At 40.7% G+C, this 16,784-nt stretch carries 15 protein-coding genes and 1 riboswitch; of the genes, 13 read left to right on the top strand and 2 right to left on the bottom strand.

Annotation, left to right across the window (positions count from 1 at the left end; all coding sequences use genetic code 11):
• Positions 1-16 precede the first annotated feature (16 nt).
• The 6 genes from ACIQXH_RS03415 to ACIQXH_RS03390 all read left to right on the top strand — a co-directional run bounded on the left by ACIQXH_RS03415 (position 17) and on the right by ACIQXH_RS03390 (position 6,706).
• Positions 17-790, top strand: a complete 774-nt coding sequence (locus ACIQXH_RS03415; RefSeq protein ID WP_402874518.1) for an enoyl-CoA hydratase — start codon at positions 17-19, stop codon at positions 788-790.
• Between the two features lie 143 nt (positions 791-933).
• A complete protein-coding gene (locus ACIQXH_RS03410; RefSeq protein ID WP_402874521.1) occupies positions 934-1,707 on the top strand; it encodes an electron transfer flavoprotein subunit beta/FixA family protein in 774 nt (257 codons plus the stop codon).
• A gap of 67 nt (positions 1,708-1,774) precedes the next feature.
• A complete protein-coding gene (locus ACIQXH_RS03405; protein ID WP_402874524.1) occupies positions 1,775-2,752 on the top strand; it encodes an electron transfer flavoprotein subunit alpha/FixB family protein in 978 nt (325 codons plus the stop codon).
• Positions 2,753-2,959: 207 nt separating this feature from the next.
• Entirely contained in the window at positions 2,960-3,274 is a 315-nt protein-coding gene (gene trxA / locus ACIQXH_RS03400; protein WP_402874527.1) for a thioredoxin, read from the top strand.
• A gap of 99 nt (positions 3,275-3,373) precedes the next feature.
• On the top strand, positions 3,374-5,146 hold the full coding sequence (uvrC, locus tag ACIQXH_RS03395) for an excinuclease ABC subunit UvrC (protein ID WP_402874530.1): 1,773 nt from the start codon (positions 3,374-3,376) through the stop codon (positions 5,144-5,146).
• A gap of 61 nt (positions 5,147-5,207) precedes the next feature.
• Positions 5,208-5,385: riboswitch (Lysine riboswitch) on the top strand.
• An 88-nt stretch (positions 5,386-5,473) separates the two neighbouring features.
• Positions 5,474-6,706: an aspartate kinase gene (locus tag ACIQXH_RS03390; RefSeq protein WP_402874533.1), complete on the top strand. Its 1,233-nt coding sequence runs from the start codon at positions 5,474-5,476 to the stop codon at positions 6,704-6,706.
• A 107-nt stretch (positions 6,707-6,813) separates the two neighbouring features.
• Here ACIQXH_RS03390 and ACIQXH_RS03385 read toward each other — a convergent pair whose 3' ends face one another.
• Positions 6,814-7,164, bottom strand: coding sequence for a DUF3899 domain-containing protein (locus ACIQXH_RS03385; RefSeq protein WP_403122131.1), 351 nt, complete (start codon positions 7,162-7,164; stop codon positions 6,814-6,816).
• A 297-nt stretch (positions 7,165-7,461) separates the two neighbouring features.
• Here ACIQXH_RS03385 and ACIQXH_RS03380 point away from each other — a divergent pair, with 297 nt between their 5' ends.
• From ACIQXH_RS03380 to ACIQXH_RS03360, 5 genes are all read left to right on the top strand, one after another.
• On the top strand, positions 7,462-9,138 hold the full coding sequence (locus ACIQXH_RS03380; protein WP_403122129.1) for a peptide ABC transporter substrate-binding protein: 1,677 nt from the start codon (positions 7,462-7,464) through the stop codon (positions 9,136-9,138).
• A gap of 109 nt (positions 9,139-9,247) precedes the next feature.
• Positions 9,248-10,177, top strand: a complete 930-nt coding sequence (opp3b, locus tag ACIQXH_RS03375) for an oligopeptide ABC transporter permease (protein WP_402874541.1) — start codon at positions 9,248-9,250, stop codon at positions 10,175-10,177.
• Positions 10,177-11,205, top strand: a complete 1,029-nt coding sequence (opp3C, locus tag ACIQXH_RS03370; protein ID WP_403122127.1) for an oligopeptide ABC transporter permease — start codon at positions 10,177-10,179, stop codon at positions 11,203-11,205. Before opp3b ends, opp3C begins: the two co-directional genes overlap by 1 nt.
• Before the next feature lie 17 nt (positions 11,206-11,222).
• Positions 11,223-12,266: an ABC transporter ATP-binding protein gene (locus tag ACIQXH_RS03365; protein WP_402986527.1), complete on the top strand. Its 1,044-nt coding sequence runs from the start codon at positions 11,223-11,225 to the stop codon at positions 12,264-12,266.
• Positions 12,266-13,207: an ABC transporter ATP-binding protein gene (locus ACIQXH_RS03360; RefSeq protein WP_402986524.1), complete on the top strand. Its 942-nt coding sequence runs from the start codon at positions 12,266-12,268 to the stop codon at positions 13,205-13,207. Before ACIQXH_RS03365 ends, ACIQXH_RS03360 begins: the two co-directional genes overlap by 1 nt.
• A gap of 310 nt (positions 13,208-13,517) precedes the next feature.
• Here the strand turns inward: ACIQXH_RS03360 and ACIQXH_RS03355 are convergent, their stop codons facing one another.
• Positions 13,518-13,973 carry a YslB family protein gene (locus ACIQXH_RS03355; protein WP_402958103.1) on the bottom strand — a complete coding sequence of 152 codons (456 nt, stop codon included), beginning with the start codon at positions 13,971-13,973 and terminating at the stop codon, positions 13,518-13,520.
• A gap of 373 nt (positions 13,974-14,346) precedes the next feature.
• Here ACIQXH_RS03355 and ACIQXH_RS03350 point away from each other — a divergent pair, with 373 nt between their 5' ends.
• Together ACIQXH_RS03350 and sdhA are read left to right on the top strand one after the other, a co-directional pair.
• Entirely contained in the window at positions 14,347-14,955 is a 609-nt protein-coding gene (locus tag ACIQXH_RS03350; protein ID WP_402874556.1) for a succinate dehydrogenase cytochrome b558 subunit, read from the top strand.
• 72 nt (positions 14,956-15,027) lie between these two features.
• Positions 15,028-16,779: a succinate dehydrogenase flavoprotein subunit gene (gene sdhA, locus ACIQXH_RS03345; RefSeq protein ID WP_402874559.1), complete on the top strand. Its 1,752-nt coding sequence runs from the start codon at positions 15,028-15,030 to the stop codon at positions 16,777-16,779.
• The last annotated feature ends 5 nt before the right edge of the window (positions 16,780-16,784 follow it).

Genomic DNA, 16,784 nt, shown 5'->3' with positions numbered 1-16,784 from the left:
GATGGGGGAGATCAATATGGAATACCTTACACTCGCAATCGAAGATCGCGTTGCTATTATATCGATAAACCATGCACCTGCTAACGCTCTTTCTTCCGCTATTGTGGAAGAATTATCACAGGCTTTCGATCAAATCGAAAGCAATGAAGAAGTGCGTGTGGTGTTACTCCATGGTGAGGGAAGGTTCTTCTCTGCTGGAGCGGATATTAAAGAATTCACTAGTGTGGAAAACGGTAAAGCCTTTGTGAAACTAGCCCAAAATGGTCAATCTGTGTTTGAGAGAATCGAATCGTTTCCAAAGCCGGTAATTGCAGCCATTCACGGAGCTGCTCTTGGCGGAGGACTGGAACTGGCCATGGCCTGTCACATTCGGTTAGTAACTGAACGTGCAAAATTAGGTTTGCCTGAGTTGCAACTTGGATTGATTCCTGGATATGCTGGTTCACAGCGCCTACCACGGTATGTTGGAACGGCAAAAGCTGCTGAAATGCTATTTACGAGTGAGCCAATAACGGGTCAACAAGCTGTACAGTGGGGTTTGGCAAACCACGCTTATACTGATGAAGAATTATTGCCTAAAGCTAAGGAAATGGCCGCTAAGATTGTCAAGAAAAGCCCGCTAGCCTTGAAGTCCGCTATCGAACTATTGAATTATTCGAAGGGTGATTCCTACTATAAAGGTGTAGAAAAGGAAACCGTCCTATTCGGAGAAGCCTTTGACAGCACTGATGCAAAAGAGGGAATCGATGCTTTTATAAATAAAAGGGAACCGGTATTTAAAGGAGAATGATCCTTAAGCCATCCTTTTGATTAGTAAATTTATTACTTATATTTAAAAAAAATGCAGGATTTCAAGGAATTTTGAAGAATACCATTATAAGTATGCCTAAAAAACACAATCTTCAAAACTCAAATTATTCGGGAGGTATTATCGTGAACATTTATGTGCTACTGAAAAGAACATTTGATACAGAAGAAAAAATTACGCTTTCTAACGGGAAAATTAATGAGGATGGAGCAGAATTCATCATCAATCCATACGATGAGTATGCCGTAGAAGAAGCCATCCAAGTGCGTGATGCTCAAGGAGGAGAAGTAACGGTTATTTCCGTCGGTTCTGAAGAGGCTGAAAAACAATTGCGTACAGCGCTTGCTATGGGTGCTGACAAAGCTGTTCTAATAAATATCGAAGACGACATAGAAAATGGCGATCAATTCACGACTGCCAAAATTATTGGAGAGTACTTAAAAGATAAAGAAGCTGATCTGATCATTGCAGGTAACGTGGCCATTGATGGTGGATCTGGACAAGTAGGACCGCGTGTAGCAGAAATATTGGATATCCCTTATATCACAACCATTACGAAATTAAGCATTTCAGGTGGAAATGTAAGCGTTATCCGTGATGTAGAAGGGGATTCAGAAACAATCGAAGCCTCACTTCCACTGCTGGTCACGGCGCAGCAAGGTTTGAACGAGCCTCGTTATCCATCTTTACCGGGGATCATGAAAGCGAAGAAGAAACCGCTTGAAGAGTTGGAATTGGATGATTTGGATTTGGAAGAAGACGATGTCGAGGCAAAAACAAAAACGATTGAGATCTTCCTTCCAGCCAAAAAAGAAGCTGGTAAAGTATTGAATGGTGAGATTCCGAACCAAGTTAGCGAACTTGTTCAATTATTACGCAGTGAAGCGAAAGTAATTTAATAGAAGGATTTCTATTGAAAATAAAACACAACAAAAAGATAAAATAGAGCACAGGAGGTTTTTAAAAATGGCTAGAAAGTTTCTTGTATTGGGCGAAGTACGCGATGGTTCTCTTAGAAATGTATCGTTCGAAGCTATCGGAGCGGCTAAACTTGCTGCAGACGGCGGAGAAATCGTAGGTGTTTTAGTTGGTGACAGTGTTCAGTCTTTTGGGAGTGAATTGATTCAGTATGGTGCCGACCGAGTGGTAGTGGTTGAAAACGATCAATTAAAACAATATACATCAGATGGATATGCTCAAAGTTTACTAGCTATTATCGAGCAAGAAAAACCAGAAGGCATTTTCTTCGGTCATACGGCATTAGGGAAAGACTTGGCTCCTAAATTAGCTGGCAAGCTGGAATCAGGTTTGATTTCAGATGTGACGTCCATTGAAGAAGAAGGCGGAAATATCGTCTTCACTCGCCCGATATATTCAGGTAAAGCCTTTGAAAAGAAAATCGTCACAGACGGTATTGTATTCGCGACCATCCGTCCGAATAACATTGAACCTCTATCGAAAGATGAGTCCCGTTCTGGGGATGTATCTACATTAAATGTGGATATTAAAGATTTACGTACAATTATCAAGGATGTAGTAAGAAAGGCAAGTGAAGGGGTCGACCTTTCAGAAGCGAAAGTGGTCATCGCCGGTGGGCGAGGTGTGAAAAGTGAAGATGGTTTCGAACCTTTGAAAGAGCTTGCTGAAGTTCTTGGGGGAGCAGTCGGAGCCTCTCGTGGTGCGTGTGATGCTGATTATTGCGATTACTCTTTACAAATCGGACAAACGGGTAAAGTTGTTACGCCTGACCTTTATATTGCCTGCGGAATTTCCGGAGCCATCCAGCATTTGGCAGGGATGTCCAACTCCAAAATCATCGTAGCCATCAATAAAGATCCTGAAGCCAATATTTTCAATGTGGCCGATTACGGAATCGTCGGGGACTTATTCGAAGTTATCCCATTGTTAACGGAAGAATTCAAAAAGTTAAAGGTGAATGCTTGATTTGTAAGTTGATATAAAAGAAAAGGCGTCTGTCAGGGAATGAACTGGCAAGCGCCTTTTCTTTTTATGACAATCTATTAGGTTCTAGGCAGTATTTTTTCTCTGTTTATGGACATGCTACCATTGAAGCAAAATAATAGCATCTGTTCCTGTTACAATGTTATACTGTCTATAGTTATTTGAGTACATTTTAGGAGGATAAAATATATGGCTATCGTAAATTCAACTGATCAAACATTCACAGCAGATACTAATGAAGGTGTCGTTCTTGTAGACTTTTGGGCTCCATGGTGTGGACCATGTAAAATGATTGCTCCTGTTCTTCACGAGTTAGATGAAGAAATTGGCGACAAAGCAAAAATCGTAAAAGTGGACGTTGATGAAAACCAAGAAACAGCTGGAAAATTCGGCGTTATGAGCATCCCTACTTTAATCGTTCTTAAAGACGGTGAAGTTGTGGATAAAGTGGTTGGATTCCAACCGAAGGAAGCTCTTGCTGAACTTCTTGCTAAACACGCTTAATTTGAATGAAGGAAGAGCTTCAGGTCTACGGACTTGAAGCTTTTTTTTGTATCTTGATATATAATTGATTGTAGAATGGGAGAACAGGAGGCTGAATGCATGAATCAACGGATAAAGAATAAACTTGCCCTTCTCCCTGATCAGCCTGGTTGTTATTTAATGAAGGATCGTCAGGGAACGATCATTTATGTTGGCAAGGCGAAAGTATTGAAAAACCGCGTCCGCTCATATTTCACGGGCTCACATGATGGGAAAACATTCAGGCTCGTAAATGAAATCGAGGATTTCGAGTATATCGTTACCTCCTCCAATATCGAGGCGCTTATTTTAGAACTGAATTTAATAAAAAAACACGATCCAAAATATAACGTCATGTTGAAGGATGACAAGACCTACCCATTCATCAAGTTGACGGCTGAAAAACACCCGCGTTTGATCATCACGAGAAAAGTCAAAAAAGATAAAGGGAAATACTTTGGTCCTTATCCCAATGCTTTTGCGGCCAATGAAACGAAAAAACTTCTGGATCGGATCTATCCATTAAGGAAATGTAATACGCTTCCAGACCGTGTCTGCCTATATTACCACCTTGGCCAGTGCTTGGCCCCTTGCGTTTATGATGTAGAGGAACGGGAATATAAGCAAATCGTCGATGATATTAACCGATTTTTAAATGGCGGTCATACCGAGATAAAGAAAGAACTCACGGAAAAAATGCTTGAAGCCTCTGAAATGCTCGATTTTGAACGGGCGAAGGAATATCGGGATAAAATTGCCCACATCGAGATTACAATGGAAAAACAGAAAATGATGACGACTGATTTCATTGACAGGGACGTATTCGGTTTTGCCTATGATAAAGGGTGGATGTGCGTACAAGTATTTTTTGTGCGACAAGGGAAACTGATTGAAAGAGATGTTTCGCTCTTTCCGGTCTACGATGAACCGGAACAGGAGCTTCTTACGTATCTCGGACAGTTTTATGAAAAGGCCAATCACTTTAAGCCAAAAGAGATATTGTTGCCGGAGTCTGTTGATGCCGAGCTGGCGGAGAGCTTGCTTGGTGTAAAAACGCTTCATCCGAAAAGGGGCGCGAAAAAGGATATGCTGCAATTGGCAAATAAAAACGCCTCCATCGCCCTTCAAGAGAAGTTCTCATTAATTGAACGGGATGAAGAAAGAACGATCAAGGCAGTGGAGAATTTAGGGGATAAGTTAGGCATCTACACTCCACATCGTATCGAGGCTTTTGATAACTCGAATATTCAAGGAAGTGATCCTGTATCTGCTTTGGTCGTTTTCATTGATGGCAAGCCGGAAAAGCGGGAGTATCGAAAGTATAAAATTAAAACGGTGAAAGGGCCTGATGATTACGAATCGATGCGTGAAGTTGTCCGAAGAAGATATTCACGCGTCTTAAAAGATGGCCTTCCACTTCCTGACTTGATCATCATCGATGGAGGGAAAGGACATGTGGAGGCCGTTCGGGACATTTTGGAAAATGAACTCGGTCTCGATATTCCGCTTTCTGGCCTTATTAAGGATGAAAAACACAGGACATCCCAATTGATGATTGGAAACCCGCTCGAACTGATTCCACTTGATTCGCGAAGTCAGGAATTTTACTTGCTACAAAGAATCCAAGATGAAGTGCATCGGTTCGCGATTACCTTCCATCGCCAGCTTCGTGGGAAAAATGCCATTCATTCACTTCTGGATGATATTCCAGGTGTAGGTGAGAAAAGAAGAAAGCAGCTGTTACGGCATTTCGGGTCATTGAAAAAAATGAAAGAGGCCTCAGTCGAACAGATAATCGAAGCGGGAATGCCTAAAAATGTAGCGGATGGAATCTTTAGAAAATTACAAGAATGACCTTGCGAGTGTCTTTTTCCTATGCTATGCTTAAAAGGGATTTTTAAACAAGACAATTTAAAGTGCTGATAGAGGTGCGGAATTCAATAGTAAAAACCTAGAGAAGTATGAGCTTCAATGAAGGGTTTTGAAAGGGAATGACGCCGAAGGAAAACAAGACTCATACCTTGTTTTTCTGGTCTGACCATTTAAAAGATGGCAGATTGTCAGGGTTGATACCTTGGAGAGCTATCTCACTGTGATTACTGAACGGATACGTAACCACAGCAATGAGATATTCTCATTGCTTTTTTTATTGCCTAAAAAAGATAGAGAGGGTGCATGAGAATGGCACTGATTGTACAAAAATTTGGCGGTACTTCTGTAGGGAGTGTCGAGAAAATCAAACATGTCGCTAATCGTGTAATCGAGGAAGCTGAAAAAGGTAATGACGTCGTTGTCGTTGTTTCGGCAATGGGGAAGACAACGGATGAATTGGTTTCCATGGCAAGAGATATTTCCGCATCCCCTAGTAAGAGGGAAATGGATATGTTATTGACGACCGGGGAACAAGTTACGATTGCCTTGTTAACGATGGCATTGGTGGAAAAGGGGCATGAAGCCGTATCCTTTACGGGCTGGCAGGCTGGGATGCAGACAGAGTCCGTTCACGGAAATGCGCGAATTTTAAATATCGATGCTTCCAGAATTCAAGCGCAGTTACAAGCAAAAAAGATCGTCATCGTTGCCGGTTTTCAAGGAATGGATGAACATGGGGAAATCACGACATTGGGTCGGGGCGGTTCCGATACAACGGCGGTTGCCATAGCCGCAGCACTACACGCAAACCGATGCGATATTTATACCGATGTAACCGGTGTTTTCACAACAGATCCACGCTACATAAAAAACGCCAGGAAATTAACATCCGTATCTTATGACGAAATGTTGGAGCTGGCCCATTTAGGGGCTGGGGTCCTGCACCCACGGGCCGTTGAATATGCAAAAAACTATCAAATCTCGCTTGAAGTCCGTTCAAGCTTAGAAAAAGAATCTGGGACCATCATTGAGGAGGAAGCGAATATGGAAGAGAATTTAATTGTACGGGGTATTGCTTTTGAGGATAGCATCACAAGAGTTACAGTGAACGGCTTGCCTCGGTCACTTGGTGTATTATCCACGATTTTCACGACACTGGCGAAAAATCACATAAATGTAGATATCATCATCCAGAGCATGACATCAGAAGATACGACCAATCTCTCTTTCTCTATTAAAAGCGAAGATACAAAAGCAGCTTTAATGGTTCTTGAAAACAATAAAAGCCAGTTGGAATTTGATGGTATAGAAACGGAAGGCGAGTTGGCTAAAGTCTCTATCGTCGGTTCAGGAATGGTTTCCAATCCCGGAGTGGCCGCAGAGATGTTTGAAGTCATGGCGAATACAGGGATCCAAGTGAAAATGGTCAGCACTTCGGAAATCAAAGTTTCTACCGTCGTAAACGAAAAGGAAATGGTCAAAGCGGTCGAAGCGCTTCACGAGGCGTTCAAACTGGGACAGCACGCCAAAGTCCTTGCCTGATTGATTAAAACTGATGAAAAGATGTACCTAATGCTTTTATAAAGAAAAAGGGCACCTAAAAAAAGGTTGCCCTTTTTCGGTGCCCGGACTCTATGGAAAGATTAAGATTAAAGATAATAGACGGCTAGAGAGAGTAGCATGATGCAAAATAGGATAAGACCTACGACAAGGGTGAAGGAAGAGGAAAGGGAGATGATATCGGAAAGTTTAGGGATGTCTTCTTTTTCCTCCCCTACATGCTGATTTTGTATTTGGAATACTCTCCGGAAACTATAAAAGACTACGTCGAAAAATCCTCGTTGGACGACGAAAGTAACCAATGCTAGAAGAATCAGTCCTCCACTGATGTAAAAGGTCATATTAATAAAATTCAATAGAGAGAGAGCTTGATGGAATATAAGGGATAACAAAATGGATAGCACGATACCAAATCCCGTACCTATAAGTATTTTTTTCATTCTTTTTACCTCGATTTTCTTTTTATAAGTATATCAAAAACACTAAATAAACAAAAATGATTTTTTGAAATAGTTTGAAAAAACGATAGGGGAAAACATAATAGTATTCTAAAAAATCCGATAAAACGCCGTAAGCAGCACTTTAAAGCCTTAAAGTAGTAAAAACCTAGGTTTTCCTTGGTTTTTGACCATTTTTAATTTTTTAGAAATAATTTATTATTCTAACTTATATACAAAATCAAAAAAATCAGTATAATGAAAATATGATTTTAAAATATAGAAAGAAGGTCAAAGTAGATGAAAAAATCTAAATTCACAATCTTTGCTGGTCTTATGCTAGTTCTTAGCGTCATTCTAGCAGCATGTGGCGGCAATTCAGATAATTCTGAGAAGAAGTCAGATGGAACGAAACTAGCTGAAAAACAAGAGATTAGTATTATGAGTAAATCCGAAATCCCGGTCATGGATTCCGTTAAAACAACAGATACAGTAGGATTCAACTATTTGAACAATGTGAACGAAGGCTTATATACGATTGATAAGGACGGAGAGACAGTGCCGGCTCTTGTTGACGGAGAACCTGAAGTCAGTAAAGACGGAAAAACGTATACGTTTAAATTAATAGATTCAAAGTGGTCGAATGGTGACCCAGTTACGGCACATGATTTCGTTTTTGCTTTTAAACGGGCGATGGATCCTGAAGTAGCTTCTGAATATGGTCCATATATGATGAATGGCAAAATCGCAGGTGCAACAGAAATTACGAAGGCAGCGGCTGAAAAGAAAAAATACGATTTAGACAGCCTTGGTGTGCAAGCGGTTGACGACAAAACATTGGAAATTACGTTTGAAAAACCACTTGCATACTGGAAAGAGTATTTATCGTTTGCGACATTCTTCCCACAAAACGAAAAGTTCGTTACAGAACAAGGTGACAAGTACGCTACAAGTGCAGAAACGCTCTTATACAATGGTCCCTTTGTCATGAGTTCTTGGAATGGCCCAACTGCGACAGAATGGGAACTTCAAAAGAACAAGAATTACCGCGATGCAGATTCAGTTAAATTAGAGAAAATCACGGTCAATGTTTCAAAAGATAACAATGCGCAAGTTAATGCATTTGAAGCTGGTGAAGCAGACATTACGGATTTACTGACATCTGAACTGGTCCCACAATATGAAGGGGACGAGCGGTTACAAACCAACTTGGCACCAACGGTATTCTGGATGAAGATGAACCAGAAAAATGAAGCACTTAAGAATGTCAATATCCGCGAAGCGCTTGCAAAAGCTTTCAATAAAGAAGATCTTGCATCAAGCGTGTTGGGCGATGGTTCAGTAGCAGCCAACTACTTCGTGCCAAAAGATTTCGTTAGTTATGATGGAAAAGACTTCCGTTCGGCAAATGAAGATTTGATTACGTTTAACGCAAAAGAAGCAAAAGCTGCTTGGGAAAAAGGATTAAAAGAGTTGGGCGTGAAGGAACTTACCCTTCGATATATGGGGGATGAAACCGATTCTGCGAAAAAAATCGGTGAGTATATGAAGAACCAATTAGAGAAAAACCTTCCTGGTTTAACAATCAAAGTCGAAAGCGTTCCATTCTCGATTCGATTGGACCGTACGAAAAAAGGCGATTATGACTTGGTCGTATCAGGTTGGGGCCCGGATTATAAAGATGCCATCTCATATACCGATCTTTGGTTAACAGGTGGAACAAATAATGAAATGGACTATTCTAATCCAGAATACGATGCACTGATCAATAAAGCCACAAACGAATTGACGGACGATCCGGCAGCATATGCGAAAGCCATGCAAGATGCTGAAAAGCTATTCTTGACTGAGGACTTCGGAATCGCACCAATTTATCAACGAGTAGAGAACATCCTAGTAAATCCTAAAGTCAAAGGAATTGTTAAGAGTGACTTAGGTCCACATTATTACTACAAAGGTGTAACAGTAGTAGAATAAGCATCTTCTAAAACAAACTAGAAAAGAGAGTATATCACTAGTATATACTCTCTTTTCACTATAAAACTATTGTCGAAAAAGTGAGAATTTTATTTTGTGAGGTGTACAAATGGCCAGATATCTAACGCAACGGATTATATATATGTTAATTACTTTGTTTATCATCGCGAGCTTGACGTTCTTCCTCATGAAGTTGATCCCGGGCTCTCCATTTGCAAATGCAAGCAAGTTATCGGAGGCTCAATTCCAAATCATGGAGAACAAGTATGGATTGAATGAGCCGGTGCCTGTCCAGTATGGGAAATACATGCTGAACCTAGTACAGGGAGATTTGGGGGTTTCGTTTCAATTCAATAATACACCAGTTACGCAATTGCTGGGCGAAAGGATTCAGCCTTCCTTGGTATTAGGATTTCAAGCAATGTTTTTCGGAACGATTTTTGGGATTATTCTAGGTGTGATAGGAGCCCTCAAACAAAATACATGGGTCGATTATGGAACAACATTCATAGCGGTCTTGGGTAAATCGATACCAAGTTTCGTGTTTGCCGGTTTGCTGCAATATTATGTTGGAGTGAAGATGGGATGGCTGCCCGTCATGTTCTGGAAGGGTTGGGAGTATAGCATTATGCCAACGCTTGCCTTAGCAATGTTCCCTATAGCCACATCGGCACGTTTCATGAGGACGGAAATGATCGATGTACTCGGTTCGGATTATATCACCCTCGCTAAAGCGAAGGGGGCAAGTAATTTTGAAGTGGCGTTTAAACATGGACTGCGAAATGCTCTGATTCCTGTCATAACTGTACTCGGACCATTAACAGTGTCACTTATGACGGGTTCACTCGTCATTGAACAAATATTCGGTATACCTGGAATCGGGGAACAATTCGTTAAATCGATAACGGTGAATGATTACTCGGTAATCATGGGAACGACATTGCTGTTTTCATTCCTCTTTATCGTCATCGTTCTATTGGTTGACATTCTCTACGGTATTATCGATCCACGTATTAGGTTAGCAGGGGGGAAAAAATAATGGCAAACAAAATAGTGAGAATGTCAAAAAGTCAATTTGCGCCTGCCATTGTGGACGCCACCATAAGCGAAGCGATCAATAAACCAAGTATAAGTTTCTGGCAGGATTCTTGGATGCGTATCCGTAAAAATAAAGCAGCCCTAGTCAGTATGGTTTTAATTGCTTTGGTCTTTATTTTTGCTTGGGTGGGTCCCCTTATTAGTGGACATGGATTAGATGAACAAGATTTAAAGAGAACCAATTTACCAGCGAAAATTCCAGGATTGGAAAATGTAAGTTGGCTTCCTTTTGATGGTACAAGGACAATGGCCAATGGTAATGTGGTGGATGTTTACGAACAAAAAAACATTGAAGAACATTACTGGTTCGGAACGGACGGACTTGGCCGGGATGTACTTACCCGAGTGGCCAAGGGGATTCAAATATCTTTGTATATCGCCTTTTTAGCGGCTTTGCTTGATATGCTTATCGGTGTAGCGTATGGAGCCATTTCCGGATATTACGGCGGGAAACTTGATAATGTCATGCAACGTATTGTCGAAGTCGTTTCAGGTGTCCCTAACCTAGTTGTGGTCATTTTGATGATCCTTGTTTTCGAGCCTGGGATCATGTCCATCACGATTGCCCTAGCCATTACGAGCTGGACAAGCATGTCCCGTGTCGTTCGTGCTCAGGTGATGAAATTAAAAGAACAAGAATTCGTCTTGGCTTCGCGGACATTGGGAAGCTCAAATTTCAAGATCATTTTAAAACATTTGCTACCAAACTTAGCGAGCGTCATCATCATCAATACAATGTTCACCATTCCGAGTGCGATATTCTTCGAAGCTTTCTTGAGTTTCATTGGACTGGGTCTACAATCACCACTCGCATCCCTTGGGACGTTGATCAACGATGGATTCAAAACGCTTAGACTATACCCACATCTGATGTTATTCCCAGCATTTTTCATCAGTCTGATCATGGTTTGCTTCAATATGATCGCCGATGGGCTTCGTGATGCATTGGATCCAAAAATGCGAGATTAAGAGAAGGAGGAAATGAAATGGAAAACTTATTGGAAGTGAAAGATTTACATGTATCGTTTCATACCTTTTCTGGTGAAGTCCAGGCAATCCGGGGTGTGAATTTTGAACTGAAAAAAGGGGAAACCTTGGCGATTGTAGGAGAATCCGGATCGGGTAAGTCCGTGACATCCAAATCAATCATGAGATTATTGCCAGCAAATAATTCAGAAATTAAAAGTGGTGAAATCCTTTTTGAAGGAAAGGATCTGGCCAAACTTTCTAATAAGGATATGCAAAAGGTCAGAGGTAAAGATATTTCGATGATTTTCCAAGATCCAATGACTTCATTGAACCCAACAATCAAGGTGGGCAAACAGATAATGGAGCCCATTTTAAAGCATCAAAACGTCAGTAAGGCGGCGGCGAAGTTACGTTCAATCGAACTATTGGAACTTGTGGGAATTCCTAATGCTAAGCAACGTTTCGAACAATATCCCCACCAATTTTCGGGAGGAATGAGACAACGTGTGGTCATCGCGATAGCTTTGGCGTGTAACCCCAAAGTATTGATTGCGGATGAGCCTACGACTGCATTGGATGTGACCATTCAAGCTCAAATTCTTGAATTGATGAAGGATTTACAAAAGAAAATAGAAACATCGATTATCTTCATCACCCATGATCTGGGAGTGGTTGCGAACATAGCGGATCGTGTAGCTGTGATGTATGCAGGGAAAATCGTTGAAATAGGTACGGCGGATGAAATCTTTTATAATCCGCAGCACCCTTATACATGGGGACTTATCAGTTCCATGCCTAGCCTCGAAGATACGGGGGAACATGAATTGTACACGATCCCGGGCACTCCGCCCAATTTGCTGAATCCGCCAAAAGGTGACGCGTTTGCTCCGAGAAATGAATATGCAATGCAGATTGATTTAGAACAACAGCCACCCGTATTCAAAGTATCCGAAACGCATTATGCAGCCACATGGCTTTTACATCCGGATGCACCTGAGGTGACACCGCCTCTAGCTGTACAAAAACGCATGAAGCAGTTCGTTCAGGGGGTCGCTAAATAATGGAACAACGTGAAAAACTCGTGGAAGTCAAACATTTAAAACAATACTTCAATAACGGAAAGCCTAATATGGTGAAAGCAATCGATGATATTTCTTTTGATATTTATCAAGGGGAAACGCTTGGGTTTGTTGGGGAGTCAGGTTGCGGTAAATCGACAACAGGACGTACAATCATTCGCCTGTATGATGCAACCGATGGCGAGGTGCTTTTCAAAGGGGAAAATGTCCATGGAAAGAAATCGAGGAAAAAATTGAAAGATATGAACAGAAAGATGCAAATGATTTTTCAAGATCCATATGCATCCTTGAATCCTAAAATGAAGATTGCCGATATTATCGCAGAAGGCATCGATAACCATGGGCTGGCTAAGACAAAAGAAGAGCGCATGGAACGGGTTTACCATTTACTCGAAACAGTCGGGCTAAATCGCGAACATGCAAATCGGTATCCGCACGAATTCTCAGGGGGACAGCGCCAGCGAATTGGAATTGCGCGGGCACTTGCCGTGGAACCGGAATTCATCATCGCGGATGAACCAATTTCAGCACTGGACGTGTCCATTCAGGCACAGGTAGTCAATCTGTTGAAAAAGCTTCAAAAAGAAAAAAACTTAACATATTTATTCATTGCCCATGATTTATCGATGGTCAAGTATATCAGTGACAGAATCGGCGTCATGTACTTTGGGAAGTTAGTGGAGCTTGCACCAAGTGAAGAGCTTTATAACAACCCGATACATCCGTACACACAATCCCTGTTATCTGCGATTCCGCTTCCGGATCCAGAATTGGAACGGACTAGGCAACGGAAGGGCTATAATCCCGCTACACATGCTTATACGGCGGATGAGGAAGTCAAAATGCGAGAAGTGAAACCAGGACACTTCGTGTTATGTTCAGAACGAGAATTCCTTCAATTTCAAAGTAATGGTGTTAAATGATTATCGGTCATGAAAAAAAGGAGTCCGATAACCTGAGTCCGAGAGTGAGGGGGACTCAGGTTATTTGACTCCTTTTGTTTAAATTAGGGTACAATCTATCCAAAAAAAGATTACTTTCTTCTTATTATATAGCCATTAGGAAAAGAAGATTTGGAATTACACACCAATAATTTCTATTTTATGTATCGTATATGCTGTTTTGTGTTATGGATGTGAGTACTAGTTAAAGAATCACTCATGGAAGAAGACCACTTGGAAATAGTCAAACTTGACCTAGGTTCCTTACATTTCAACCATTTTGATGAAGTCGTTAAATGGGATCTTTCGGATCCCAGCAGATGGTGAAGTCGACTTTTTTTGCACGACGTTTGACTTCTTCCGTAGCTTCACTGATGAACCTTTTTTGTAAGGTAAATTGTTCGGCAAGAAACCCTGCTTCAAGTTGAAAATGACTGTCGGGATATAGATCCAGACGACGGGCGACCATTTCTCCTGACAAGGATAACTCCATCTCGGATTTGGAAAGCTTTATGATTTCAAGATGGCCCCAGCCTGCATTATGGAAAAATGCAACCAATTCCTGATCGCCATTCAAAGGGAATTTCCTTGCGAGTTGTTTACCCGCCCAATATAAGATTTGATAAGAATCTTTCCCAAGGATATCGTTCAATAAAGTTTCCCTGATCAGTTCATACCCGAAAGCTGGAACTTGGAATTCATCTGTTTGGATTTCTTCTTCTATAGCTGCAGCAATATTTTTTTTCATGTATTATCGCCTCTTTCTGTAAATCTATTATAAACGTTTTCCTTTTGCGATTTATACAGTTTTTTTTAATATTTCAACAGAAAAATGTAAAAATATGTTAAATTATCTCAATATATTAAAAAAATAGTTAGTTTTTTCATATTACTTGTAAATGAACACCCAAAACCTTAGTGATTTATTGATAATATTTATTCTAAAAAAGAGAAATCTTGTATCCGTTTTCTTGACGCACATTGAAGTCAGGAGTAAAATGGACATGTCACATAATTGTAAGAAAGTATAGAGAGCGGTTTAACTCTATACTTTATTTTCACGCGGAGATAAAAGGTAACCATCTTCGTATGAGTTTTGACAAATTAAGGGGGGGCACTTAGTGGCAAAGAATCGTGAGTTTGGGAATCGTAGGCTTCATTCACTTCTAGGGGTATTACCAATCGGTCTATTCCTAATTTTCCATTTATCGGTTAACTTTATGGCAACAAAGGGAGCAGAGACATTCAACGGGGCAGTTCAATTAATCGAATATACTCCATTGAAAATTGTGGTGGAATGTGTAATCATCTATCTACCATTAATTTTCCATGCTATTTATGGGATTTATATCGCCTTTACAGCAAAGAACAACTTAGGAAGATTCAGTTTCTTCCGTAACTGGATGTTCATGCTACAACGTTTATCAGGAATCATAACTTTGATTTTCCTTGTTTGGCACATCTGGGAAACAAGGGTTCAAGCAGCTTTTGGGGCAACAGTAGACTTTGATATGATGGCAGAGATTTTCTCTAATCCATTCATGATCGCGTTCTACATTGTTGGTATTGTTTCTGCTATTTTCCATTTTGCCAATGGATTATGGTCATTCGCAGTAAGTTGGGGACTAACAGTTTCACCTAAATCGCAAAGAGTTATGACATATGTAACTTTAATCATTTTCGTTCTTCTTTCTTATATAGGAATTAGTGCAGTTTTCGCTTTCGTATAAGTAGCAGAAGAAATTAATTTATACGTACTAGGAAAAACATAGCTTTTCTAATGGAATAAGGGAGTGACACAATTGGGTAAAGGTAAAATTATTATCGTCGGTGGAGGTCTAGCTGGTTTAATGGCTACGATCAAAGCAGCAGAGTTAGGACAACATGTTGATTTATTCTCATTAGTTCCAGTAAAACGATCTCACTCTGTTTGTGCTCAAGGCGGAATCAACGGGGCAGTAAATACGAAAGGTGAAGGCGATTCTCCATGGCTTCACTTTGATGATACAGTATATGGTGGGGATTTCTTAGCAAATCAACCTCCAGTTAAAGCAATGTGCGATGCAGCACCATCTATTATCCATATGTTTGACCGTATGGGTGTTATGTTTAGCCGTACGCCGGAAGGCCTACTTGATTTCCGCCGTTTTGGTGGAACACAATTTCACCGTACTGCATTTGCTGGTGCAACAACTGGTCAGCAATTACTTTATGCATTGGACGAGCAAGTTCGTCGTTACGAAGTACAAGGCCTTGTAACGAAATATGAAGGCTGGGAATTCCTTGGAGCTGTTATCGATGATGATCAAACAGCACGTGGTATCGTAGCTCAGAACTTGACTTCAATGGAAATTCAATCATTCCCTGGCGACGCAGTCATCATGGCGAGCGGTGGCCCTGGAATCATTTTCGGTAAATCTACTAACTCTATGATCAATACAGGTTCAGCAGCATCTATCGTCTATCAACAAGGTGCACATTATGCGAACGGTGAGTTCATCCAAATTCACCCGACAGCAATCCCTGGTGATGATAAACTTCGCTTAATGAGTGAATCCGCTCGTGGTGAAGGTGGACGTATCTGGACATATAAAGACGGAAAACCATGGTACTTCCTAGAAGAGAAATACCCGGCTTATGGTAATCTAGTACCTCGTGATATTGCAACACGTGAAATTTTCGACGTATGTATTAATATGAAATTGGGTATTAACGGAGAAAACATGGTCTACCTTGACCTTTCACATAAAGATTCACATGAACTAGATGTTAAATTAGGCGGAATCATTGAAATCTATGAGAAATTCGTCGGTGAAGATCCTCATAAAGTGCCAATGAAAATTTTCCCTGCGGTTCACTATTCTATGGGTGGACTTTGGGTAGATTATGACCAAATGACAAACATCAAAGGTCTATTCGCTGCTGGTGAGTGTGATTATTCACAACATGGTGGTAACCGTTTAGGTGCGAACTCACTTCTTTCAGCCATTTATGGTGGTTCTGTGGCTGGTCCGAATGCTGTTAAATACATTCAAGGACTTGATAAAACATCAGATTCTCTTCCTTCTTCATTATATGAAGGCTACCAAAAACAAGAACAAGAGAAATGGAATTCTATCATGTCTCTTAATGGTAATGAAAACGCATATATCCTTCACAAAGAACTTGGTGAATGGATGACTAACAATGTTACTGTAGTTCGTTACAATGACAAACTTAAAGAAACAGACAATAAAATTCTTGAGTTGATGGAACGTTACAAAAAAATCAACATCAATGACACGGCTAAATGGAGTAATCAAGGTGCTGCCTTTACTAGACAGCTTCAAAACATGATGCAATTGGCACGTGTAATCACAATCGGTGCTCTTAACCGTGATGAAAGCCGTGGAGCGCATTACAAACCTGACTTCCCAGAACGTAATGATGAAAAGTTCATGAAAACAACAATGGCTACATTCCAAGGAGCAGACAAAGCTCCTGCATTCCATTATGAAGATGTTGATGTATCACTGATTGCACCACGTAAACGTGATTACACGACTACACATTAAAGAGG

Origin of the sequence: Peribacillus sp. NPDC097225, from assembly GCF_044761955.1 — a bacterium.
Classification (GTDB): domain Bacteria; phylum Bacillota; class Bacilli; order Bacillales; family DSM-1321; genus Peribacillus.
The sequence above is the reverse complement of the archived record's forward strand: the minus strand, read 5'-3'. Positions and strand labels throughout refer to the sequence as shown.